Genomic DNA, 23,895 nt, shown 5'->3' with positions numbered 1-23,895 from the left:
TTATGATGAGGGCAATTAGAATTTTTTAATAATTCTAACATTATTGTGTTACCTCCGTATTATACTGCTATATGCAAGTTACTCAATTGGAGAAAGGAGAAGATGATGAAAAAATCGCATATTTTCGGTTTTTTCCTTGTGCTAATGCTCATTGTCCTAGCTGCATGTAGTAGTGAGAACAACAAGAATTCTACAAATGATGACAAAACGCCAAATCCTGAAAAAGCTGATGTTGAAACATCACCATCAGGCAAGTTAGTTATTTATACTGGCCGCGATGAGGAGATGGTACAGAAGGTAATCGATCAATTTAATGAAAAGTATCCAGACATTGAGGTAGAGTTTTTGACAATGGGGGCTCAGCAAATTTTAGAGCGCCTACGTGGTGAGAAGGCAAATCCACAGGCTGATTTCTGGTGGGGTGGTACACAATCAGCGCTTATTGTTGGGGCCAATGAGGATTTACTTCATGCATGGAAACCAAGTTTTATTGATTCCATCAATACTGCGCATAAAGATGCAGAAGGACGTTGGTTTGGTGAAATGCTTCTACCCGAAGTAATTATGATTAACAGTGATGTATTAACGAAAGAATCTGGTCCACAGGATTGGGATGACTTATTAGATCCTAAATGGAAGGATAAAATTTTAATTCGTGGTGTTTTAGCATCTGGAACTATGCGGACTATTTATTCCTCGATGATTGTACGTCAAGGTGATGATTCCCCTGAAAAGGGCTATGATTGGCTATTACAATTAGATGCCAATACAAAAGAATATACACAAGATCCAAATGCACTTTATTTAAAGCTTACTCGTCAGGAGGGCAGTGTTTCGTTATGGAATCTGCAAGATATTTTATTAAAAAAATATACGACAGATTATCCTTTTGACTACATTTATCCAAAAAGCGGTGCACCAATTTTAGTAGATGGTGTAGCTGTTGTCAACAATGCGAAAAACTTAGAAAATGCAAAGCTGTTCGTTGAATTCCTATTTGAAAAGGGTATGGTTACGCAACTAGCTAATGATTATTATCAGATTCCTACACGTTCTGATATCGATAAAGCAACAATGCCTGAATGGTTCCAAGAGCTAGATTTAAAAACTTTTGATATTGATTGGCAGCTTATGTCGGAAAAAGAAGCCGAGTGGATGGAATACTGGGATAATAATATTAAAGGACGTGGTAAATAACATTTCTCATTAATGATAGAAAATAGCTTACTAGTGTTATCACTAGTTTGCTATTTTTGTATAAATGACCACCTATTGCTCACCGAAAGGATAACAGAATTTCTTATTTGAAAGCCTTCATGTATTCTAACTTTCTGCGAGAAAGGAGCACTTTTTTGAGAAGTGTCAAAATAGAGAATGTCTCTAAGCAATTTGGTCAGGTGCATGGTGTAAAAAATTTAAGTCTTGATATTAAAGCTGGGGAATTTTTTACATTTCTTGGTCCGAGTGGCTGTGGTAAAACAACTACGTTGAGAATGATTGCCGGCTTCTACTACCCAACAGCGGGAAAAATTCTATTTGATGATCAGGATGTGACTCGGCTTCAGCCCAATAAACGGAATATCGGTATGGTGTTTCAAAACTATGCTCTATTTCCCCATATGACGGTTGATGAAAATATAGCCTTTGGTTTACAGGTTAGAAAACTTACCAAAAGCGAAATTAAACAAAAGGTCGATCGAATTCGAGGGCTTGTTCATCTAGAACCCTATGGAAACCGAAAAATCAATGAGCTATCAGGCGGGCAACAGCAAAGGGTCGCGTTGGCAAGAGCTCTTGTGATTGAGCCTGATATTTTACTACTTGACGAACCTTTATCGAATTTAGATGCAAAATTGCGTGAGGAAACTAGAATTGAAATAAAACGAATTCAAAGCGAGCTTGGTGTTACAACTATTTATGTGACGCATGATCAAATGGAAGCCATGGCCATGTCTGATCGCATTATGGTGATGGAAAATGGCTATATCAAGCAGATTGGTACCCCTCAGGAAGTTTATCATCGCCCTTTAAGCTGCTTCGTTGCAAATTTTATCGGTGAAACAAACTTAATCGAAGCAACCATTGATGCTATTGATGACGAGCATATACAAGCAAAAACAGCAAATGGACTTGTTCTCACTGGGCGAAAGCACCAAAGCTCTCTAACTTCATCGCATATGATTGGAGACAAAGTGTTTATCTCTATTCGTCCAGAATCGATTCGTCTTGATAAAGGTGACAATACATTGACTGGTAAAATTTCTTTTGTTGAATTTACTGGAATTAGCGTGAATTATATTGTCGATTTTCATGAATTTTCGTTAAAAGTTATGATTGTTAATTCAAGCGGTTCATTAAAAAAGATTGGTGAGGATATTACGTTAAATATTCCGTACGATGCAATGTATTTTTTAGGGGAATAGGGGGGAATAACATGAACAAAACGCCCATCAACTCTCCTAAAGAAAGTATATGGTCACGAATTACGTATTCTAATGGGTTTGTATATATCCTCATTGCGCCATTATTTTTAGTATTGTTTGGCTATGTGGTTTATCCCTTTTATCAAACTTTTTTACAGAGTTTTTCAGGTGATGATCCATTTTTCTCCTATAAAAAATTTTTTGATCTGGCTAGCCCCGCCAATTTAGAAGCATTATGGACTAGTCTATATATTTCAGTCATCAGTGTTATATGCTGTGCAATTGTCGGTGTGACAATGGCATTTTTACTGGAACGTTATGATTTCCCTGGAAGACGGCTGCTATCAATTTTAGTATTAGTACCGATGGCTCTTCCACCGTTAGTAGGCGTGTTGTCCTTTACATTTTTATATGGAGAAAGCGGTATCTTTCCACGCGCCTTCCAGCATTTATTTGGATTGGATCAGGTACCCTTTTCGTTAAAGGGAATTTGGGGAGTTATCGTTGTCCATACGTTCACGATGTATACCTATTTCTATCTAACTGCCTCTGCAGCTATAAAGGGGCTGGATCCAGCTTTAGAGGAAGCAGCTACGAGCCTTGGCGCTGGACGTATCCGTATATGGACAAAGGTTATATTACCGATGCTGACCCCCTCAATAGTGGCATCTTCATTGTTAGTATTTATGATATCTATGGCATCCTACACGGCACCATTAATGTTCGGTGTAGAGCGTACAATGACAATGCAAATTTATTTATCTCGTACGAATGGCAATTTAGATATGGCAGCGACACAATCTATGATTTTATCCTTTGTGTCTATCTCTTTTCTGTTGCTAATGCGTTGGTATCAAAATCGTCGAAACTATCAAAATCTAAGCAAAGGCGTCAGTATCCATCGATCAGAAGTATCTTCAAAGGGAATGAAAATAGCTGCCTCTGCTGCTTCGTTCATTGGTACCTTAATTTTGATTTTACCCATATTCGTGCTTGTATTAATTTCATTTTCCGTGGATGGTGCATGGAAAACGCAAATTCTCCCAACTGAATACACAATGAGTCATTATGTAGCACTGTTTACAGATGAACGCACATGGCGACCCATTTGGAATTCTATACAGATGGGTGTTGTTGCTACGATTGGTAATATAATTTTTGGGGTTGCAGCTGCTTACGCTATGATACGATTAAACTTCAAAGGTAAAACATTACTTGATATACTAATTATGGTACCATGGGCATTACCAGGGACTGTTGTTGCAGTTAACTTAATTGCCGCTTTTAGTACCGAAAACGTCTTTGCTTTTAATCAGGTACTTATTGGGACGTTCTGGATTTTGCCATTAGCTTACTTTATTAGACATTTACCACTTGTCTTTCGCTCGACATCCGCTTCACTTGTGCAATTAGATCAGTCTATTGAAGAAGCATCACGAGGCCTAGGTGCCACTTGGTGGTATACGTTTAGACGAATCGTAGTACCGCTTACCTTTACTGGAATTCTTGCAGGAACATTATTAGCGCTTGTCCAAAGCATTGGTGAGTTTGTAGCATCCATTCTTATTTACAGTTCATCAACTATTCCATTGTCCGTCGCTATATTCCAAAAACTATATTCTTTTAAATTTGGAACTGCCTGTGCTTATGGTGTTTTACAAATTTGTTTAATTTTAATTGTACTGATTATTTCTGAGAAGTTATCTAAGGGCAGTGCTGGCTCAGCCATCTAACTGCTCATCTACTAGGAGGCAATGAACACAATGAACATGTTTGAAGATTTCCGCAACAAAACACAGCAAGAAGATGGGATGATTTTCCCTTCTAATATTTATCGCAAAATTGTCTTACAACCGGCCTATGATGAAGCAAAGAAAAACTTTTTATCAATCATGCTACAAATTAATATTGCACACTTGAAAATGCTAGAAGAACAAGGACTCATTAAAAAAGAAGAGGCAAAACAAATTGGTGTCGCACTTAAAAAGCTAGATTTAAACTATTATCGCTTAGAGGATTACAGCCCAAGATATGAGGATTTATTCTTCCGTATCGAAAATAAATTGATAGAATTGGCTGGTGATGTTGCCGGAAATCTTCACATTGGCAGAAGTCGTAATGACATGGGTATTGCCATTTATCGCATGACATTAAGAAAGAAATTATTATTGCTTATGCGTGAATTATTAACATTACGTGATGATTTAATCGCAGCGGCAGAGGAGCATGTTGATACTATTATGATTGGCTATACCCATACTCAACAGGCACAGCCAACAACCTTTGCGCATTATTTGAAGGCTGTTATCGATCAGTTAGAACGGGATTTCGAACGTTTGCAGCATGTCTACAAAACAGTTAACCGCAGCAGTATGGGGGCAGCAGCACTAACAACGACAGGCTTCAAAATTAGTCGAGAGCGTATGCGTGATTTATTGGCATTCGATGAGATTATCGAAAATGCCTGGGATGCGGTCGCAGGTGCAGATTATATTGCTGAGGCAGCAAGCATTGTACAGCTTGCAGCGCTTAATCTTGGTCGTACATCACAGGACTTTTTACTGTGGGCTACGCAGGAATTCAATGCCTTTACACTAGCAAGTCCATATGTACAAATTAGCTCCATCATGCCACAAAAACGTAACCCTGTTTCAATTGAGCATACTCGTTCATTACTCTCAGCGGTTGTTGGGGATGCTAGTACAGTATTACAAATGGTACATAATACACCGTTTGGAGATATCGTAGACACAGAAGATGATATGCAACCCTATTTATGGCGTGCTATTGATCGTTTACTAGGTATTTACAAACTATTTGGTTCACTTGTTGTGACAATGAATGTGAACAAGAAAAAATTAAGAAATCGAGCAGAAAATAGCTTTGCCAACGTAACAGAGCTTGCTGATACCCTGGTACGATCTGAGGGGATATCCTTCCGTCAGTCACATAGTATTGTCAGCAAATGCATAAAAGTACTGCTTGCTCACGGTGAGGAATCTTTAGCAAGCCTTTCATGGGGATTAGCGAATACACAATCTAAGCTAATTACTGGTAAACCGTTAAATATTTCTGAAGAGGATTTTTATAATACTTTAAAACCAGAAACTTTTGTAGGTGTTCGTACATTGCCTGGTGGCCCAGCACCAGAAACGATGAAGGCATCGCTTGAAAAATCTAAGGTAAAAGCTCAAGATCTTTATGCCTGGATTCATGCAAAGGAGACAAAAATCATTGAGGCAGAAAAACAATTAACTGTATTTTTAGAGGACTGGAATCAATGATGAAATGGCTCCTTATTGTTGACGGTGGTGCTACTAAAACGGCTTGTGCAGTCGTACATGTCGAATCTGGTGAAATTAACTATTCAAATTCCACAAAGGGCTCCAACTATCAAGCCATTGGTACTGAATCAGCTACAGCAGTATTGCAATCCTTACTAGCAAATGTATATGATTTTTTACAAAAACAAGAGGATTCAAAAATTGAGGTAGCGACCTTTGCATTGTCTGGGATTGATTCCCCTAAAGATCATGAAATTGTATCAGCTATTGTTCAGCAGGCCATCTCCTCTACTTCATTGCAAGTCGAAACACTTATTATTGAAAATGATGCACAAGCTACTTTACTAGGGGTCACTGCTGAACAAGCAGGTGCTTTACTTATTGCAGGCACAGGTGCCATTGCGTATGCCTTTGATGGCTCTAAAATTGCACGCGCTGGTGGTTGGGGACATCGCGCAGGGGATGAAGGTAGCGGCTATTGGCTAGGACAAGAAGTAATTCGTGCTATTTTCAAGATGGAGGACGGACGCGGGGAACCAACCATCCTAAAAAATGCAGTCTATCATTATTTACGCATTCAAGATGTTACGGAACTAGCTGCATGGCTGTTCAATCCATCTTATACAAATGCACAGCTCGCAAAAATGGGCGCATTTTTGGCAGATGCAGTAACTAAAAAGGATTCTTGCGCCATTCAAATATCCATGCAAGCTGCCCATGAATTAGTGCTTTTAGCTTGTGCTGTATTGAAAAAAATAGGCTACAATGGTGGCACATTTAACCTTTATTGCAACGGTGGTGCTATTAAGCATAACCCAATTATTTTTAAAACCTTCTCTCAGGAAATGAAATCCATGTATCCACAAATTGAGGTTTCCTTATGCCAACATCAGCCCATTTATTACCTTATAGAGCGTACAAAAAGAGCCTATGACAATTTATAATGTCATAGGCCCATAGTGTTGAAAAACTAAATGGTCAAGGATACCTTTGTGAATATTTAGTCAAAATGAAGATGATTTCCGTTCCAGGCTACTCGCTTTGTTGCTGACGCTTCGCTTTCGCACAGAGCAAAGCTTCCTGTGGGCGAGCGACGAGCCGCTTCCTGCGCTGACGCTCCGTGCCGGGTCTCGTCTGTCTCACTATCCCACGGGAGTCGAGTAGCCTTGCACTCCAATCAGCAATAGTGTAGAACTTTAAATATTTTCTTCCTTCAAAAGTAAATTAAAAACATGTTACTCACCATCATTAAATGGATAGAATAGTGGTACAATTCTATAGCTGTCAACCTACATTCTATGCATAAAACTACTTTTTCACTTTACATAATTGCACTTATTACTGTCGCTCTGCACACATAGAAAAATGTTATCAAAGCTCCATTTTTGCGAAAAATAGTGATGGCTAAGACTTCAAATTTATCACTATTAATTTGTGTGAAATGCCAGAAGAAAATACTATGAGCAATGGTTGATTGGAGTGTAGACTGAGTGACTCCTCGGGGATTCAGCGTCACAGATGAGACCCTGGAACGCGAGTGAAGCGGCTCATCGGACGCCCCCAGGAAAGCACTCAGTCGGAACGGAGATCAACCCCTCGTTTTGAAAAAGGGCTATACTTTTTAATTTGTCACCTTGATTTCCTTGACATAATAGTATTTCAACAACATGAGCCTATGACAATTTATAATGTCATAGGCCTTTTGATTTAGAGCGCCATTTTTTTCAATCCATCTGTTGTAAAATATAAATAGCCGTCTTTTACAAATAAATCCTTCGTATCCTCTCTATTAAGAATCTGTTCCCCACTTCCGTCAGGACGAATTTTTGTTAAATACGCGCCATGCGAATAATTGCTAAAGTAGAGCCAGCCATCTGCATACACGATATATTGTGCTCGAGAGTTTGAAATACGCATTGACTGACCTGTTCTCAAATCAAGCATATATAGTTTATTATCATCAGTAACATCACTATAAAAAATTTGCTGCCCTACCTGAGCCGGAAAGTCTATATTATGAAAATAGTTATATTTAGTACTCGTCGCTTTAGGATAGTCTTCAGCAATCCAGGTATGATCTTTTGCCATCGTTCGATCATCCACTAAAAAGTATTGATACCGCACCGCTCCTTTACGATCAGGGACTGGGTCATTCCATGTTGTGTCAAGATGATACCATTGGCCGTCCAGCTTGACTAAATTCCAAGCATGTCCTTCCTGTCCAACATAGCCCACTATATATTTTGTTTCTATACCTAGCTTTTGGAGCATCGAATGTGCTAACAATGCATATCCTTGACAAACCCCCCCATGCTCAGCCAGTACAGTATATGCGCTATGTGGGCTTGAAGAAGTTTGATCGGTATAAGCTGTGTTAGCAACGATAAAGTCATTAACAGCCCTTACCTTCTCTATATCATTTAAAGATTTTTGTTGAATAGAAGCAACTATGTCTTGAATATTTGTTTCCACATATGCTGCTTGATCTGGTGTCATCAAATAGCTTTGTTTACCATAAATTGTGGCTGTTTTTCTACCATATTCAAACCGGATTGAGTGTTTGCTAATATGTCCATATACATAGTCATCTCGTTTTATAGCATTGTCATAGGCTTCTTCCACAATCTGTTCAATTCGTTGTGTACTCCCTTTATATTGAATCTCAAACGTTGGTGAAAAACTACTGTAGTAGGCATACATTGCATCAGCCATTTCCTTTGCATTTGTTACTACTAATTTTGCGTCAGGCTTCGGAGCAGTAGGAGCTGTCACAGCAACCCTTGCTTCTGGTTCCTCTTCTAGAGGTGTGGCTGTTTCAATAGAGGTATTCTCTGACAATTTGGCAGTGACATCTACAATTTTTTCCTTTGTTGAGAGCAGCATTGTTTCAATTTCATCATTATTTGCCCAAGTAATTACTTGTTGGACAACTGCTTTTCCAGTCGTATAAATTGGGTCAATAAATATAACGATTATTACGATAATGGCTAATTTTTTCCACAAAATCCTCACCTCCAACCGTCTTCCTCTTTATTATATACAAAAAAGCACAAAGAACTCACTTGAGAGCTCCTTTGTGCTTACATTTTATTTACAGATACTTAATTTTAAGAGGTTCTATTTTTTACGTTTTTTAGAATCCTAGTTTATTTTAAGTTTTTGTTCTTTTTTATTCATATTGTAAACTAAATGATTATCACTAATTCTTAAATCTGAAACGGATTGCTTTACTAGCACTTCCATTTTTAATGTCTTTAGATTTAGTTTCGTTAAGTAACCGCTATTACTGAAGTCACTGAAGTACAAAAAGTCGTCCGCACCAGTAATGTAGAGGGCACGCTTATCAATAATTTTAGTCTTCTTACCACTTGCTAAATCAAGCTTATACAATTTATCATTATCTGCTGTATTGCTAAAGTATAATGTGTTCTTATCTTGATAAGCATAATGAACATTTTGCATATAACTATATGTTGTACTTGTTGCAGCAGGATAATCTGACGTTATCCAAGTATGATCTTTTTTAAGCTGTGCATCTGTTACTAAAAAATAATCGTATGAAGAAACACCTACACGATTTGGTAATGGATCATTCCATGTTGTATCTAAATGATACCATTTGCCATCGACCTTCACTAAATTCCATGCATGGTCCTCATTGCCGTTAACAAAGCCAACAACATATTTCGATTCGATCCCTACTTGCTCCAGCATTTTATAAGCCGTTAGCGTATAACCTTGACAAACAGCCTGCCCTTCCATTAGCAGCGCATATGCACTATGAGGACTAGCCTTTGTCTTTGTACCATACTCACTATTTGATACAATATAATCATTAATGGCCTTTACTTTTTCAAATTCTGTCATAGAAGGCTTAATAATTGTTTTTAATACTTGATCAATCTTTTTTTGTACAGCTACTTCTTGTGTTTGGTTTGTGAAATATTTGACTTTAAACGTCACATTACCAGATGAATCCGCAGATATAGCGGTACTTTCCAAATGACCACTCGCATAGACGGCTTGCTTCTGAGCCTTTTCATAGGCATCCATAAATTTATCTTTAAAATTAGTCATTGGACCACTATATGTAATTTTAATTTCTGGTGTGAAATTATTTAATTGCTTGACGATTTCTGCTGTAAATTGATCCCAAGTCGTTACTTTAGAATTAGCTACTGCATTATAAGCAATCACTGGGGAAGTATTTTCTGGATGAGTATTTGTATTTTGAGCAAGAGCTGCTGTTGGACTTAACATCAATAAAGCTGCTCCACCTATCAGCCATTTTTTCATAACAATCACCTTCCGATTTATGGTAATCTTCTTAATAATTAGCATAACAGAAAAAGTAACTATAAATCTATCGTACAAGTTCACTAACTATGACTTTTAACTAATAAAACCATAAAACTGCATAGGTTAAAATCCCTAATTTTTCTAAATTAGCACCGAAATGAACTATATTTTTGCAAAAATAAAAACCCACCTAAATTAGTGAGTTTAGTGGGTATTTTTTCCATGATTTTAACGACTTTTTACTACTAAATTAACGGCTTCCTGAATAGCTTCATTCATTTTCTCGCCATCCCCTTCAGCATTTTGTACACATTCTAAAAGATTTGTACTTACAATCACCCCTACTGTACGATCTACTGCTGAACGTACTGCAGACAATTGGGTAATAACTGCCTTACAATCCTTTTCTTCCTCCATCATTTTCAAAATACCACGTAGCTGGCCTTCCATACGTTTAACACGATTTTTTACTTGATCTGAATACTCCATCATCATTGCTCCTTTTTTCCATACTCGCTACGTTCTTGAGTAATTAATGTTATTTATTTATAAACTTATTGATTATTGTCCCTTGGTTTTAAATAATTCATAAGCATTTTAGTAATAATTGTTCCTGCATTGTTTATTTCATCATATTGAATAATGGTATTTTTCTTTATACGTAACTGCCCAATCTCCACCTCAAAAATTGGACACTTTCTTTTAAGTGCTGCAACTAGCATATTTGTATCATAATCATAACGTGCTCCCTTTACTCGCAGCAACCATGGAAGTTCTTTTATAGAGATATATCTTAGACCAGTCTGAGTATCCATTAGCTTTTTATGGTAAAGAAGCTCAAAAAACAAGCTTGTTGCACGATTTCCCCAGTAGGACAAAAGGGTACTGTCTGATGAATGAAAATTACGTACTCCTAGCACAATCCCTTCTGAGAATACCTTTGTCATCGTTAATACCAATTTTACATCTTGCACTGTATGTTGATTGTGAGCACCGACAGTTATTACACCTTGAAACTGACTTTTTTGAGACCATATATAAGAAAATGCTGTTTTCAGTGCGCCGCCCTTTCCAATATTTTTATCATGCTCTAACACTCGACAGCAATTAATGCTCTTCAACTCTTCGAAAATATTTGCATATTTATCATCGCTACCATCATTAACAATAATAATTTGTGAAATCGTTGTTGTTAAAAGCTGATGTACATATGTTATTAATGAAGATTGTGGATTAAATGCTGGAATAACGGCTGCAATATTTTTCATTATTTCTATCCTCCGGACGGCATTAAAATGAAACGTTGGCAGATGCACTTTTTAACAATTCTTTTTGAAATTCTCCCTTATATCACATAGTATCATGTAACGATGACAATTCAACTGATGAATCCCATTAAACATATCAATAATATAGATATTTTCCCGATATATGAAAAAAGAGGATGAAAGAGGTGAGGACAATCGTCAGGCAAGAGGAAATCCTACAAGATCAATGTAAGAAAGTAAGAGCGTTATCCTTCCTAAATTTAGCTGAAAATTTACAGGGTGCAAATGCATTCGCTATTTCGAAGCCAGCTCTATCCCTACATAAATCACTTCTCGTACTAGAGGAAATTTTATATGAAATTTATAAGTTAGAAATGCATGTAGAACCTAGGCTAAAAAACATACATTCTTTACTTAATCAACGTGATTTTGTTGCTAAAATACATCCACGCCGTATCTATTTACTAATGAACCTTGTGAATAAAATGGCCTCCAGTCAAAGCAATGAGGTTGTCGAGGCAAAGGCTGCGAAAATTGTTCTTGATTATTTAAGTGATATTGTAGAGTGGTTTCTTAAACGCTACGATCGAAGCTTCAAGGCCAAATTACCAAGTAAAAGCTCTAATTTTGAAGATTTAACATCCATTTTAAATGGCAATATACTACATCAAGAGCATCAGTCAGTAGAGGCCTATAAAAATTCAGCAGACTGGTTCGAGATGACAGCAAAACAGGGCAATCCAAGCGCCCAATATAATTTAGGGGTGCTTTATAATCACGGTCGCGGTGTAAAAAAAGATTATACTCTAGCAAGAAAATGGTATGAGAGAGCTGCGGAGCAAAAAGATGTAAATGCTTTATATAGTTTAGGAGTACTTTATCATTTAGGACAGGGTGTCTCGCAGGATTATGAGAAAGCAGCTCACTACTATAAAGAGGCTGCGAATTTAGGAAATGCTGATGCTCAGTATAATTTAGGCGTACTTTTTAATCAAGGACTAGGTGTACCTGTAGATTTTTTTGAGGCAGCAAAATGGTATATTTCTGCAGCCAATCAAGGCAATACAAGTGCTCAAAATAACCTTGGATTTCTTTATCATAACGGAACAGGTGTAGAGCAAAGCTATGAAGAGGCGATGACCTATTTTGAAATGGCCGCCTTAGCAGGTGATGCAAGTGCCCAGTATAATCTCGGCTACATGTATCTAAAAGGTCGTGGTATCACACAAAATTTTGAAGAAGCTGCTAGATGGTTCCACATGGCAGCACTCCAAGACCATACGAATGCAGAATTTCAATTAGCAATGCTCTATAACACAGGTCAAGGTATTGCTCAGGACCAAGTAGAGGCTATTAAGTGGTTTAAGCTTGCGGCACATAGTGGGCATACAAATGCTCAATATTGTCTCGGTCTGCTGTATCAAAAGGAAAAAGATATAGCTTTAGCTGAAAAATGGTTGCAGCTCGCTGCTAGTCATGGACATATAAGTGCAGGCTTCGAGCTTGGGCGTATGTATGTATATCAGCTTGAGCAGTCTGACAAAGCCTTACCTTATTTTAAAAAAGCCGCAGAAAAAGGCTATGCTGATGCCCAGTACGAGCTTGGATTATTATATGTAAATGAAGCTGGTGGCACATTAAATTATAAGGAGGCTGCGAAATGGTGGAGAGCAGCCACAGATCAGTCTCATATTAATGCAGAGTACCAATTGGGACTTTTATATGAACAGGGCATAGGAATTGAACAAAATTTAGAAGAGGCACGGCGCTGTTATCGGCTAGCAGCCATTCAAGGGCATGCAGGTGCTCAATATCAGCTTGGAAATTTATTTGATAAAGGAAAAGGTGTCGAACAGGATTATACAGAGGCAGCGAAATGGATTGAACAGGCTGCAGCACAGGGGCATGCTAAAGCACGATATCAATTAGCTCAAATGCATTGTCATGGACAGGGTGTCCCTAAGGATTTTGTAAAGGCCGCTCAACTTTATCGTCTAGCTGCTAATCAAGGCCATCAAAAGGCCCAATTTCAGCTAGGTATGCTGTATAAAAAGGGGCTGGGTGTTGCTCAAGATTATAATGAGGCAACAAAATGGCTAAAGATGTCTCTCGAAAATATAAAAGAATAGCCACTTAAACGGGGATACCATGTCACCTGCTAACCTAACTGTGACACGGTATTCGCCTTACATTTTCATTTCTTCTTTTTGTTGAATCATAAATGTTACAACGATAAATAATGCAAAGCTTATTAACAAGGTTGTCCCACCTACAATAAAGAAAATTAATGTAAATGTACTGCTAAAATTGAATGGGTTTAAATTGTAAAACCACATCCCTAACGTTAAGCCAAAAACACCTAAAATAGCTGTCCAGCCATGTATAACTACTAATTTTTGAGATTTCACTTTGAACGCACGGTAAAAAATTCCCCATGCGAACATACTTAACCAGCCTACTAGTAAAACGTGTGCATGTATTGGTCTAAATTGATAACTTCCTGAACCGGACATATGTGAACCCAAATACGTTCCAAACAACGCAAAAATTGCAGCAAGGCGTATTAAACGTAAACTCCATTTTTGTTCCATTCGATGATTCCCCCTAAGCTTTTTTAACTATCAGTAGTTTACTGGGGGAACATGAACTTTACATGAACTCCTTATTACAATTTTGGTAAACGGATAAAAACCTTTGTACCGGAATGAATAACACTTTCCATCTGAACTGAGCCTTCATGTAGCTCTACGATTTGTTTAACAATAGCTAGCCCAAGCCCAGTCCCTTGCTTTGTTCTTGAAGCATCTACTCGATAAAAACGATCAAATACTTGCTGTAATTGATCAGCAGTTATTCCTATACCACTATCCTCGATTAGTACTTCAACATAGGTCGATTGCTCCTGTAAATGAATATGAATTTCTCCGTTCTCGACATTATATTTAATAGCATTGGTCAACAAATTATCCCAAACATTTTGTAGCAGTCCTGCATCGCCGCTATAAATAAGGGGCACAAGCTGATAGGTTAATTGCATATTTGCCTCCTCAAGTTGCCAGCGATACTTGCTAACAGTCTCCCTCAATTGCTCATCTAAACGATAAGGTTCACGCTTTAATAATCTTGTAGATTGATCCAATGAAGTCAGCAAAAGTAACTGCTTCGTTAACGTAGAAAGGCGCTTTGTTTCCAGTTCAATAATCATTGTATATTCCTGCCGCTTCTGTTCTGTTAGCGAAGGATTCTTTAATAAATCTACATAACCTTGAATATTTAGCAATGGTGACTGAAAATCATGTGATACATTACTAATAAACTCCTTACGCATGCGATCATTTTCCTGTAATTTTTCTGTCATGACATTAAAGCTAATTGCCAGTTGTCCAATCTCATCTGCACGGTCAATATTCAATAACGTATCAAATTTTTCATGGGCTAGTTGATGTGTGGCCTCAGTTAACTTTGTGATGGGGCGAATTAATGCTTTAGCAAATAATAGCATGGCTAATAAGCTAAGGATCGTCATTACTAAAATAAGCCCCGCTAGTATCGTATGCACCTCAGAGAATAATAATCGAATATCAGGTCTTAAAAACAATGCATAATGCTTATTTTCAATTGTAAATGGTACACCTATCGTATTAATAAGCTCATTCGCAAAAAAGCCTGTCACAAATGTCTCTTTAGGAAATTCACGCATACCATGATAAATTTCCCCACCTATAACACGATCAACGACCTTAGATGACAGTGATTTATCACGGTATTCACCACCGAAAAATTGCCCTTCATCACCATCTGTAACATAGATTTGGTAGCCAATTCCGCCTAAAGTTGTGAAATATTTATCAAGGTCTTCAGGCTTTGCGGTCTCTATATAGCTCGCAATTTCCCGCGCAATATTCACATTTTTAGCATCATTTTTTTCCTTTACAACTTGATGATAATAAGTATTTGTCGCTAGAAAGCCTATACACAAGCTACCAATCATAACAAGCATCGTTGTGATTACAAATTTACTATATAATGTTTTCATCATGTAATAACCTCAAGCTTATAACCAACACCACGAACTGTTGTAATCTCAACATCTGTTATATAGTGGTGCAATCTCTCTCGAATGCGCTTCATATGCGTATTTAACGTTTGCTCATCACCTTCATAATCATAGCCCCACACTTGTGCCATAATGAAACTACGTGTAAATACCTGATTTGGACGTGAGGCGAGTAAAGCAAGTAGCTCAAATTCCTTTAATGGCAAAACTAATGTATCTTCTCCAATGACAACCTCAAAGCTTCGACGGTCAATGAGTAGCCTACCTACTTGGATAGTAATTTGATTTTTTTTATCTAATCTACGTAATATAGCCGCTACACGAAATAACAATTCTCTTGGTTCAAAAGGTTTCACAACATAGTCATCTGAGCCTGCTAAAAATCCTCGTTCCTTATCTTCAAGCTCTCCCTTTGCAGTTAACAGCAAGACAGGAATATCGTAATCTTGACTCAAGATCTCCGTCAGTGTAAAACCATCCATTCCGGGCATCATCACATCTACAATTGCTAAATCAGGTAAGCTCCCCTTAAGTAATTGTAGTGCCTGCTGTCCATTTTCAGCCTGTAAAACCTGATAGCCCTCTTTTGTAAGATATATATTCACAAGCTGCAAGATGTGCACATCGTCATCCACAACAAGAATTTTCATATAATTTGACCCTCCATTTTTCCTTACGCTCCTTAAAATTTATCATATGTTACTTTTTGGAGACAAAAAAACTCGCCTATTTTTTCAGGTGCATTGCAAAATATTTGCATTACATTCCTGCAATAGCGAGAGGTTTTTAGAGTGCAAAGATACAAATTAACAGCATACTAAGAAGTGGTAATCCAATAACAATATAGCCTCTTGGATTTGCAAGATTCATCGTCCAGCCTATGCCAAAGCGTTTCTCCACAAAAACAGAAGGGTCCTGCTTATTCATATAGATTAGTCCGCCTTTCCAAAAGCGGTCATCATCCAAATCCATTACTTTAGAATCGGAATTTTCCTCAAACTTCACACGCAACTGACGTTTTTTCCATGCATAAGCAAGTAGAGAGCCTAGAATAATTACTAAATAAAAAATAAATAAAGGTAATAGTTTATTGCCTTCAGCTATTGAAGGATAAATATTGCTAAGCTGTAGCACCGTGAATAGAATTGTTAGCGTATAGCTTATTAGCATAATACTCCAACTCATATATTTTCGACTTTTCAGTTGATCCTCCAACGATTCCTCCTTACGATTAACAGCTAATTTAATCGCTGAACGCTTTATAGAATCAACAACTCCCCACATCATACATTGCATCATTAGCATAATCAATGGTAAAGATAAGGCTGTAAAATACGATTTATTTCTCCAAGAATCTGCCTCACCTCTTGGCCCCCAATGAACAGCTATTTTATCTGGTATTTGTTCGTAATGTAGCAAAGTAAAGATGATTAAAAAGATTGTTACCCCTACAGGTGCTACATAAAATGGCCATGGCAGCATTTCATCTCTGCTACGTGCTGTTAAATCAACGGAGCGCACTTGCTTAATATGCAAGCCCCATTGCTCTTGCTTTTTAAGTTTTAAAACTTTATGATGGTTCATCCAATATAGTGCCATACTCACCGCAAGCATAGCAAAAAAGCACCCTAGAAGTAAATTCCCTTGTATGAAGGTAGATTGTATAAAAGAAAAGCCTACAATCATAACTATTAAAAACACAATCCCAAATATGCCTACTATTTGCGCATAATGCTTTTTCATATTCCTTAATGTAGGATGTTTTACATTCTGCTCTGGCACAGTAACACCAAAGATAATTGTTTCTCGTACAATATAGGGAATAAAAACTTGTAAAGCTAAATTTATGATGTAGATTGTGGTAAAAACACCAAGTAACATCTCTCTATACCCCTTCTACGGATATTTGCAAATCAGCGAATACCTTTTTCATCATGTGCTCGATCTGCTCTGCTGTTGCGCCAAGCACCATTCCTTCTGCCACAACAGGCTTTAAATTTTTTTCAATCTGCTGTAATTGTTTAGGTGTTAAGGCTCGCTCTTCAGCTGAACGAATAATAGCTCCTGATTTGGCTCTTATTGTGATAATTCCCTTCTCTTCTAGCTCATGATAGCTTTTATTGACTGTATGCATATTAACACCTAAATCAGCCGCTAAATTACGCACGGATGGCAAGGTGTCACCAGGCTTCATTTCTCCTCTTGCAATCCCTTCAATAATTTGACGTGTTACCTGTTCATAAATAGGAACGTCAGATTGAGGCTCAATTTGAATATACATTTCAATCATCTCCATATTTGTTATACAAATAATATAACAAATATTTGATTATTATGCATAAAAAAAAGTTATAGAGAGCTCTTAATCGTTTCTATAAATTTTTGTACAAGTATACTATGCCTTTCATTCTTTCTAGTACATATAGTAATTTTATGTTTAATATGAATATCCTTTACATAAACTCTTGCCAATTGACCGCTATCCACATACTCGCGAACTGCTAAGGATGAAATAAAATTTGCACCATAACCTGCCATAACGGAACGAATTGTTTCATTGATGCCATTGAATTGAAGAGCTATTTTTGGCGGTTTCACTTGATAGGTTTGACATAAAGAAAAAAGATGCTCCCTCATAGAGCTACCCTCCTCCCGCATTATAAAGGGTTCCTTCATCATATCAGCAAGTGCAATGCTTTGATTTGCATAGCGATGGGCAGGTGAAACAACAAACCATAATTCATCTTCAAAAAGCTCCTCCCAAGCTATTTCCTCCGGCCTTTCTGAAATCCCTCCACCATAAATGGCAATATCAGCTTTATAGTGAATTAGCTGTTCAAAGGCATCTTTCGTATTAGTTGTTGTAATGACTAAGTTCACATCTTCATGTGCTCCTTTAAAGGTAGCTGCCCATTTTGGAATTAGAAAGTTGGCTGGTAAGTAAGTTGCAACAATATGTATCGTACCAGCTTTTGCAAATAGATAATCCTCAATAAATGATTCAATGTGCTCTTCAAGTGCAACAAGGTTTCTCGCTTTTTCTGCTAAGGCTTCTCCAAAATCAGTTAATAGTACACCTCTTCCTTGCTGTTTGAATAATTGAACACCAATTTCATGCTCAAATTTTTTAATTTGACTTGAGATGGCTGGTTGACTAATACAGAGTAACTCTGCTGCCTTTGTGAAGCTACCAGTTGTAGCAACTTGATAAAATAACTTCAATGCATGAATATTCATGGTTTCACCTCGTACCCATAATCAAAAGTTATGGATTAATAACAATAATATATTTTTATTATGATTTATTCTAACATACACTTAACTTGCAAGCTTGCAAGAGAAAATGTGGAAATGGAGAAGATTTGATGACCGATTCAACTGTTTGGAATCATGTAGATGAGTATTTTTTGGAAAAGTTAATACCGGTGGATAGAAAACTAGAAGCTGTATTACAGGCAAATAAAGTAGCAGGTATTCCCGAAATCGATGTCTCACCAACTCAAGGCATGCTGTTATATTTATTGGCCAAGATGAAAGGTGCAAAGAATATTTTAGAAATCGGAACTCTTGGTGGATACAGTAGTTTATGGTTAGCACGCTCCCTTCCAAAAGGAGGAAAAATCTACACTCTTGAGATTAATCCAGAGTATGCTTCCCTAGCAAAGCAAAATATTAAAAATGCTGGTTATGAAAATAAAGTGGAAATAATTGTTGGTAATGCATTAGATACATTACCTACCCTGAAAAATGCAGCTCCAGCTTTCGATTTCATTTTTATCGATGCAGACAAGCCTAATAATCCAGACTATTTAAAATGGGCTATACAATTAGCTAACTCAGGAGCTGTAATTGTCGCTGATAATGTAGTGCGCAATGGCGAAGTAATAGATGTAAAAAGTGAAGATGAACGGGTACAAGGTGTGCGACAATTTATGGATTTATTAAAAGAAGAAACACAAATTGAATCAACAGCTATACAAACGGTTGGTACTAAGGGGTACGATGGCTTTGTGCTAGCGATCGTTAAATAATAAAAAGAGATGTCTCATAAATTCTGAGACATCTCCCTGAAAAGATTCTTAAATGATTCTCTAGACTGTTTTTAGTTTACCTTATTACGAAAAAGATGTCCTACAAGCCCCCCATCTAAGCTTGCAAGACATCTTACACCCCATTTAAATCTCTTTACTTTTATAAGTAGACCCCTTTTTATTACAAAAACGCGCTCATTTCGTTTAGGAAAGAACAGGGGAACAGACCCTGCTCATTCAATAGTGGAATTGGGTGGACTGCATTCGAGTTCAGTCCATAAATTATTTTAGGAAAGTTGGATATGTTCGTTTAGTAGATTGCTATTGATTAAGCTAATTTTTCATAACCTGGAAGTGTCAAGAATTCGGCAAATTCATCCTGCTCAATTAAAGATTTAAACAGCTCGGCAGCTTCATCATAGCGACCACTGTTATAGGCTTGTTCCCCAACAGCATCTTTAATTTTCACAAGCTCTTCTTCCAAGATTTCTAGTACGAATGCCAATGTAATGCCACGACCATCATCTAAAATACCTTTAGGATGTCGAATCCATTGCCATACTTGTGTACGAGAGATTTCCGCAGTTGCAGCATCTTCCATCAAGTTATTAATAGGTGCAGCTCCGTTTCCTCGTAACCATGAGGCAATATATTGAACACCTACACTACAGTTTATACGAAGTCCATCAAGTGTAATTGTACCTTCTGGGACAGCTACTAAATCTTCAGCTATAACATTTACATCCTCACGTTTTTTATGGATTTGGTTCGGCGTTGTCATAATCGCATCAAACTGCTCCATCGCCGTAGCAACCATGCCTGGGTGTGCAACCCAAGTACCGTCATGGCCATCTGTTGCTTCACGACGCTTATCCTCAGCAACCTTTGCAAATGCTACAGCGTTCGCCTCATCATCACCTTTAACTGGAATTTGGGCTGCCATACCACCCATCGCAGGTGCATTACGTTTATGACATGTTTGGATACACAATGATGTATACGCCTTCATAAATGGTACTGTCATTGTTACTTGCCCACGGTCAGGTAAAATGACATCAGGCTGGTTACGTAGACGCTTGATATAGCTGAAAATGTAATCCCAACGACCACAATTTAAGCCAGCTGAATGCTCACGTAGTTCATATAAAATTTCATCCATTTCAAATGCAGCTAAAATGGTTTCAATTAGAACTGTAGCCTTAATTGTACCTTGTGGAATGCCAATATAATCTTGGGCAAACACAAAGACATCATTCCACAGTCGTGCCTCTAAATGGCTTTCAAGCTTTGGTAAATAGAAGTATGGGCCCGTACCCTGTGCCAATGCATTTTTAGCATTGTGGAATAAATACAAGCCGAAGTCAAAGAAACTACCTGAAATCGGTTCTCCATCCACGAGGACATGCTTTTCAAGTAAATGAAGACCACGTGGACGTACTAATAACACTGCTGTTTGCTCGTTTAATTTATACGTCTTTCCATTGGATGCTTGAGTAAATTCAATTGTTTTATTAATAGCATCACGCATATTAATTTGGCCGCCAATCATGTTTTCCCATGTCGGGGATGATGCATCCTCAAAGCAAGCCATAAACATTTTTGCACCAGAGTTTAATGCATTAATAACCATTTTACGATCCACCGGTCCTGTAATTTCAACACGGCGATCTTGCAAATCAGCTGGAAGTGGTGCAATTGACCAATCTCCCTCACGAATATGCTTTGTTTCGGGTAAGAAATCAAGCTTCTCACCTGCATCAAGTCGCTTTTGACGTTCTTGACGTGCTGTTAGCAATTCTTTACGTCGAGCATCAAATTTTTCGTGCAGGGCAAGAACAAACTCAAGGGCTTCTGGTGTTAAGATTTCTTTTGTTTGCTCATTTTGTTCCCCAACAATATTAAGCTTACCAGTTGTTGCTTGTTCCATCAGTAGTTTCCCCCACCTTTGTGAATTTAGTTGAGTCGTCCCCCGCCTTAGGAGGAGCGGAGGAGACTATCTATGATTATGAATTTAGGATATACGCGTAATTAATTTAGACTTAAACAAATTGTTCTGTTTCTGTAGAGCCAGCCATTGCTGTTGTTGAAGAAGTACCACCAGAAATAACTTGAGAAACTTCATCAAAGTAACCAGTACCAACCTCGCGTTGATGGCGTGTAGCTGTGTAACCTTTTGATTCAGAAGCAAATTCAGCTTGTTGTAGCTTAGAGTAAGCAGCCATACCATTGTCTTTATAATCATGTGCAAGCTCAAACATAGAGTGGTTTAATGCATGGAAACCTGCTAATGTAACAAATTGGAATTTATAACCCAATTTACCAAGTTCGCGTTGATACTCAGCGATTTCTTCTTCTGAAAGGTTAGCCTTCCAGTTGAATGAAGGTGAGCAGTTATACGCAAGCATTTTACCTGGGAATTCAGCATGAATAGCTGCTGCAAATTCACGAGCTTCGTCAAGAGATGGCTTAGATGTTTCACACCAAATTAAATCTGCATATGGTGCATAAGCCAATCCACGTGCAATTGCTTGTTTAATACCTGGTTTTGTACGGAAGAAGCCTTCTGGTGTACGTTCACCCGTAATAAATTCAGCATCGCGTGGATCAATATCAGATGTTACCATATCTGCTGCATCTGCATCCGTACGTGCGATTAAAATTGTATCTACACCCATTACATCTGTTGCAAGACGAGCAGCAACTAAGTTACGAACAGCATTTTGTGTTGGAAGTAAAACTTTACCACCTAAGTGACCACATTTTTTCTCAGAAGCTAATTGATCCTCTAAGTGAACACCAGCAGCTCCTGCCTCAATCATTCCTTTTACAAGTTCAAATACATTTAGAGGACCACCGAAGCCAGCCTCAGCATCAGCTACGATTGGAGCAAACCAATCAAATTGATCTACACGTCCTTCAGCATGATCGATTTGATCAGCTCGTTGTAAAGCTTGGTTAATACGCTTTACTACTGCTGGTACAGAGTTCGCTGGATATAAAGATTGGTCAGGGTACATTTGACCAGAAAGGTTTGCATCAGCTGCTACTTGCCAGCCTGATAAGTAAATTGCTTGTAATCCTGCCTTTACTTGTTGTACAGCTTGATTACCAGTTAATGCACCTAATGCATTAATAAATGGTTCCTGATGTAGAGACTTCCAAAGTCGTGCAGCACCTTTAGTTGCTAAAGTTTGTTCAAGCACAACAGACCCCTGTAACTTTACAACCTCTTCAGCTGAATAAGAGCGCTCAATGCCTGCCCAACGTGGGTTCTCCGCCCATTCTTTTTCTAGTGCTTGAATTTTTTCTTGACGTGTTGACATATTGAAATTCCACCTTCCCCTTTGTATACAATTCACTCTGTTAAAAAACTTTTTAATTAACTGTTCCATAACAGGCTTATTTGTTGTAAATTAATATATAACAGAACATCTGAATTTTCATTATTTTTAGATAAAAGGCCAAATTTTAATGATAAAACCAGTTTTTTCAGCGACGAAATTTGGTAATCTGTTTACAAACAAGGGGGATATTCACAATGAATAATGAGTTTTTTTCTTCACCAAAAGATATTTCACAACAGTTTATTTCAATACTAAAGGACTGGATTCCAGCCTACTCTTCCATTGCAATTGCTGTCGAAAACTCCTATATCTATTTTCATTCTGGACATCAAAACATCAACCTGGAAGTGGGTCAACAAGTACAACCTGGAAGCATTGCAGAGCAGGTGATACGTACAAGAAAACGGACAGATGCAATATTAGATAATTCCCTATTTGAAACACCCTATTATGGTATAGGCTATCCAATACACATTTTAGATGCACCCGCAGCACTGGTTGTAGTATTGCCTTCAGCCTTTATAGAAAAGAAATTAGAGCCATTTCAATTCTTAACAGGCAAGCATGAGGAAGAATGGAATCCTGTAGCTATTGATAAGATATCTCATATTGAAAGTCTACAGAAGAAAACGTGGTTTTATGTGGACGGAGATCAATTCAAAACTAGTATCACGCTAAAGGAGCTACAGATGCGTCTACCCTCATTCTTTATTCGCATTCATAGATCCTATATTGTGAATATTCATTTCATAAAAAAAATGGCGCGTGATCTTACTTCCAATTTTATAATTACCCTAAAGGATGGAAGCGAACTGCCCGTTAGTCAATCTTATTTAAATAATCTTCGAAACGCTCTAGAGTTCTAATTCGAGCACATGTATCTACTTTTTTTGAAAGTTTGTTTGTATTGAAAAAAACTCCCTATTAGGTAGACAGATTTTATTTGTTATCTGCTTACCTAATAGAGAGTATATCAATTGAATAATTCAAAATTTATGTTTTTGTTTAAACTTTGTTGGAATAACACAATTTTATAAATTTTAATTTTCCATATTTAATAAAAAAGAAAAAACCAGAGAAATAAACTCTGGTTTTACTATTGCCTAGCGACGTCCTACTCTCACAGGGGGAAGCCCCCAACTACCATCGGCGCTAAAGAGCTTAACTTCCGTGTTCGGTATGGGAACGG

At 37.6% G+C, this 23,895-nt stretch carries 20 protein-coding genes and 1 rRNA gene; 8 read left to right on the top strand and 13 right to left on the bottom strand.

The genetic code is table 11. The features are described from left to right. The first annotated feature begins 105 nt into the window (after positions 1-105). The 5 genes from AC2CGN_RS20515 (at position 106) to AC2CGN_RS20495 (ending at position 6,651) form a co-directional block, all read left to right on the top strand. Positions 106-1,197, top strand: a complete 1,092-nt coding sequence (locus AC2CGN_RS20515; protein ID WP_484516023.1) for an extracellular solute-binding protein — start codon at positions 106-108, stop codon at positions 1,195-1,197. Between the two features lie 155 nt (positions 1,198-1,352). Then, the gene (locus AC2CGN_RS20510) at positions 1,353-2,423 is read left to right on the top strand and encodes an ABC transporter ATP-binding protein (RefSeq protein ID WP_286924693.1); all 1,071 of its coding nucleotides are present in this window, start codon (positions 1,353-1,355) and stop codon (positions 2,421-2,423) included. Between the two features lie 11 nt (positions 2,424-2,434). After that, entirely contained in the window at positions 2,435-4,156 is a 1,722-nt protein-coding gene (locus tag AC2CGN_RS20505) for an ABC transporter permease (RefSeq protein WP_484515925.1), read from the top strand. A 36-nt stretch (positions 4,157-4,192) separates the two neighbouring features. After that, entirely contained in the window at positions 4,193-5,707 is a 1,515-nt protein-coding gene (argH, locus tag AC2CGN_RS20500; protein ID WP_286924695.1) for an argininosuccinate lyase, read from the top strand. Then, a complete protein-coding gene (locus AC2CGN_RS20495; RefSeq protein ID WP_484515924.1) occupies positions 5,704-6,651 on the top strand; it encodes an N-acetylglucosamine kinase in 948 nt (315 codons plus the stop codon). The genes argH and AC2CGN_RS20495 overlap by 4 nt, the downstream gene beginning before the upstream one ends. Positions 6,652-7,414: 763 nt before the next feature. On the opposite strand, the gene AC2CGN_RS20490 is transcribed toward AC2CGN_RS20495, so the two are convergent. The 4 genes from AC2CGN_RS20490 to AC2CGN_RS20475 all read right to left on the bottom strand — a co-directional run bounded on the left by AC2CGN_RS20490 (position 7,415) and on the right by AC2CGN_RS20475 (position 11,274). Then, on the bottom strand, positions 7,415-8,719 hold the full coding sequence (locus AC2CGN_RS20490; protein ID WP_484516021.1) for a transglutaminase domain-containing protein: 1,305 nt from the start codon (positions 8,717-8,719) through the stop codon (positions 7,415-7,417). A gap of 129 nt (positions 8,720-8,848) precedes the next feature. After that, entirely contained in the window at positions 8,849-10,003 is a 1,155-nt protein-coding gene (locus AC2CGN_RS20485; RefSeq protein ID WP_286924698.1) for a transglutaminase domain-containing protein, read from the bottom strand. A gap of 231 nt (positions 10,004-10,234) precedes the next feature. Then, positions 10,235-10,495 (bottom strand): metal-sensitive transcriptional regulator, encoded by a 261-nt coding sequence (locus tag AC2CGN_RS20480; protein WP_004233098.1) that lies wholly within the window; start codon positions 10,493-10,495, stop codon positions 10,235-10,237. A gap of 65 nt (positions 10,496-10,560) precedes the next feature. Further along, positions 10,561-11,274 carry a glycosyltransferase family 2 protein gene (locus tag AC2CGN_RS20475; protein ID WP_484515922.1) on the bottom strand — a complete coding sequence of 238 codons (714 nt, stop codon included), beginning with the start codon at positions 11,272-11,274 and terminating at the stop codon, positions 10,561-10,563. A gap of 185 nt (positions 11,275-11,459) precedes the next feature. On the opposite strand from AC2CGN_RS20475, the gene AC2CGN_RS20470 reads away from it, so the two are divergent. Next, positions 11,460-13,403, top strand: coding sequence for an SEL1-like repeat protein (locus tag AC2CGN_RS20470; protein ID WP_484515920.1), 1,944 nt, complete (start codon positions 11,460-11,462; stop codon positions 13,401-13,403). Positions 13,404-13,460: 57 nt separating this feature from the next. On the opposite strand, the gene AC2CGN_RS20465 is transcribed toward AC2CGN_RS20470, so the two are convergent. The 6 genes from AC2CGN_RS20465 to AC2CGN_RS20440 form a co-directional block, all read right to left on the bottom strand. Further along, positions 13,461-13,865, bottom strand: coding sequence for a hypothetical protein (locus AC2CGN_RS20465; protein WP_286924701.1), 405 nt, complete (start codon positions 13,863-13,865; stop codon positions 13,461-13,463). 74 nt (positions 13,866-13,939) lie between these two features. Continuing rightward, positions 13,940-15,313, bottom strand: coding sequence for a HAMP domain-containing sensor histidine kinase (locus AC2CGN_RS20460; protein ID WP_484515918.1), 1,374 nt, complete (start codon positions 15,311-15,313; stop codon positions 13,940-13,942). Beyond that, positions 15,310-15,981 carry a response regulator transcription factor gene (locus AC2CGN_RS20455; RefSeq protein ID WP_286924702.1) on the bottom strand — a complete coding sequence of 224 codons (672 nt, stop codon included), beginning with the start codon at positions 15,979-15,981 and terminating at the stop codon, positions 15,310-15,312. The genes AC2CGN_RS20460 and AC2CGN_RS20455 overlap by 4 nt, the downstream gene beginning before the upstream one ends. A 136-nt stretch (positions 15,982-16,117) precedes the next feature. Beyond that, on the bottom strand, positions 16,118-17,212 hold the full coding sequence (locus tag AC2CGN_RS20450; RefSeq protein WP_484515916.1) for a DUF1648 domain-containing protein: 1,095 nt from the start codon (positions 17,210-17,212) through the stop codon (positions 16,118-16,120). Between the two features lie 4 nt (positions 17,213-17,216). Beyond that, positions 17,217-17,612 (bottom strand): GntR family transcriptional regulator, encoded by a 396-nt coding sequence (locus AC2CGN_RS20445; protein ID WP_283870289.1) that lies wholly within the window; start codon positions 17,610-17,612, stop codon positions 17,217-17,219. Between the two features lie 68 nt (positions 17,613-17,680). After that, the gene (locus AC2CGN_RS20440; protein ID WP_429989317.1) at positions 17,681-18,568 is read right to left on the bottom strand and encodes a LysR family transcriptional regulator; all 888 of its coding nucleotides are present in this window, start codon (positions 18,566-18,568) and stop codon (positions 17,681-17,683) included. Positions 18,569-18,696: 128 nt separating this feature from the next. Here AC2CGN_RS20440 and AC2CGN_RS20435 point away from each other — a divergent pair, with 128 nt between their 5' ends. After that, entirely contained in the window at positions 18,697-19,362 is a 666-nt protein-coding gene (locus tag AC2CGN_RS20435; protein ID WP_484515914.1) for an O-methyltransferase, read from the top strand. A gap of 328 nt (positions 19,363-19,690) precedes the next feature. Here the strand turns inward: AC2CGN_RS20435 and aceB are convergent, their stop codons facing one another. Both aceB and aceA read right to left on the bottom strand, forming a co-directional pair. Then, positions 19,691-21,289 (bottom strand): malate synthase A, encoded by a 1,599-nt coding sequence (gene aceB, locus AC2CGN_RS20430; RefSeq protein WP_484515912.1) that lies wholly within the window; start codon positions 21,287-21,289, stop codon positions 19,691-19,693. A gap of 112 nt (positions 21,290-21,401) precedes the next feature. After that, the gene (gene aceA, locus AC2CGN_RS20425; protein WP_286924707.1) at positions 21,402-22,685 is read right to left on the bottom strand and encodes an isocitrate lyase; all 1,284 of its coding nucleotides are present in this window, start codon (positions 22,683-22,685) and stop codon (positions 21,402-21,404) included. A gap of 215 nt (positions 22,686-22,900) precedes the next feature. Between aceA and AC2CGN_RS20420 the strand changes: the two genes are divergently transcribed. Then, positions 22,901-23,572, top strand: a complete 672-nt coding sequence (locus AC2CGN_RS20420; protein WP_484515910.1) for a LytTR family DNA-binding domain-containing protein — start codon at positions 22,901-22,903, stop codon at positions 23,570-23,572. Positions 23,573-23,807: 235 nt separating this feature from the next. On the opposite strand, the gene rrf is transcribed toward AC2CGN_RS20420, so the two are convergent. Further along, positions 23,808-23,895, bottom strand: a 5S ribosomal RNA gene (gene rrf / locus AC2CGN_RS20415); the annotation flags it as partial.

Source organism: Lysinibacillus sp. DFXJR4, assembly GCF_057196045.1.
The sequence above is the reverse complement of the archived record's forward strand: the minus strand, read 5'-3'. Positions and strand labels throughout refer to the sequence as shown.

Bases quoted from the DNA above. Each gene is read 5' to 3' on its own strand.
- AC2CGN_RS20515 (WP_484516023.1), top strand. From the start codon at position 106: ATGAAAAAATCGCATATTTTCGGTTTTTTCCTTGTGCTAATGCTCATT.
- AC2CGN_RS20505 (WP_484515925.1), top strand. From the start codon at position 2,435: ATGAACAAAACGCCCATCAACTCTCCTAAAGAAAGTATATGGTCACGA.
- argH (WP_286924695.1), top strand. From the start codon at position 4,193: ATGTTTGAAGATTTCCGCAACAAAACACAGCAAGAAGATGGGATGATT.
- AC2CGN_RS20495 (WP_484515924.1), top strand. From the start codon at position 5,704: ATGATGAAATGGCTCCTTATTGTTGACGGTGGTGCTACTAAAACGGCT.
- AC2CGN_RS20485 (WP_286924698.1), bottom strand. From the start codon at position 10,003: ATGAAAAAATGGCTGATAGGTGGAGCAGCTTTATTGATGTTAAGTCCA.
- AC2CGN_RS20480 (WP_004233098.1), bottom strand. From the start codon at position 10,495: ATGGAGTATTCAGATCAAGTAAAAAATCGTGTTAAACGTATGGAAGGC.
- AC2CGN_RS20475 (WP_484515922.1), bottom strand. From the start codon at position 11,274: ATGAAAAATATTGCAGCCGTTATTCCAGCATTTAATCCACAATCTTCA.
- AC2CGN_RS20465 (WP_286924701.1), bottom strand. From the start codon at position 13,865: ATGGAACAAAAATGGAGTTTACGTTTAATACGCCTTGCTGCAATTTTT.
- AC2CGN_RS20460 (WP_484515918.1), bottom strand. From the start codon at position 15,313: ATGATGAAAACATTATATAGTAAATTTGTAATCACAACGATGCTTGTT.
- AC2CGN_RS20455 (WP_286924702.1), bottom strand. From the start codon at position 15,981: ATGAAAATTCTTGTTGTGGATGACGATGTGCACATCTTGCAGCTTGTG.
- AC2CGN_RS20450 (WP_484515916.1), bottom strand. From the start codon at position 17,212: ATGTTACTTGGTGTTTTTACCACAATCTACATCATAAATTTAGCTTTA.
- AC2CGN_RS20445 (WP_283870289.1), bottom strand. From the start codon at position 17,612: ATGTATATTCAAATTGAGCCTCAATCTGACGTTCCTATTTATGAACAG.
- AC2CGN_RS20440 (WP_429989317.1), bottom strand. From the start codon at position 18,568: ATGAATATTCATGCATTGAAGTTATTTTATCAAGTTGCTACAACTGGT.
- AC2CGN_RS20435 (WP_484515914.1), top strand. From the start codon at position 18,697: ATGACCGATTCAACTGTTTGGAATCATGTAGATGAGTATTTTTTGGAA.
- aceB (WP_484515912.1), bottom strand. From the start codon at position 21,289: ATGGAACAAGCAACAACTGGTAAGCTTAATATTGTTGGGGAACAAAAT.
- aceA (WP_286924707.1), bottom strand. From the start codon at position 22,685: ATGTCAACACGTCAAGAAAAAATTCAAGCACTAGAAAAAGAATGGGCG.
- AC2CGN_RS20420 (WP_484515910.1), top strand. From the start codon at position 22,901: ATGAATAATGAGTTTTTTTCTTCACCAAAAGATATTTCACAACAGTTT.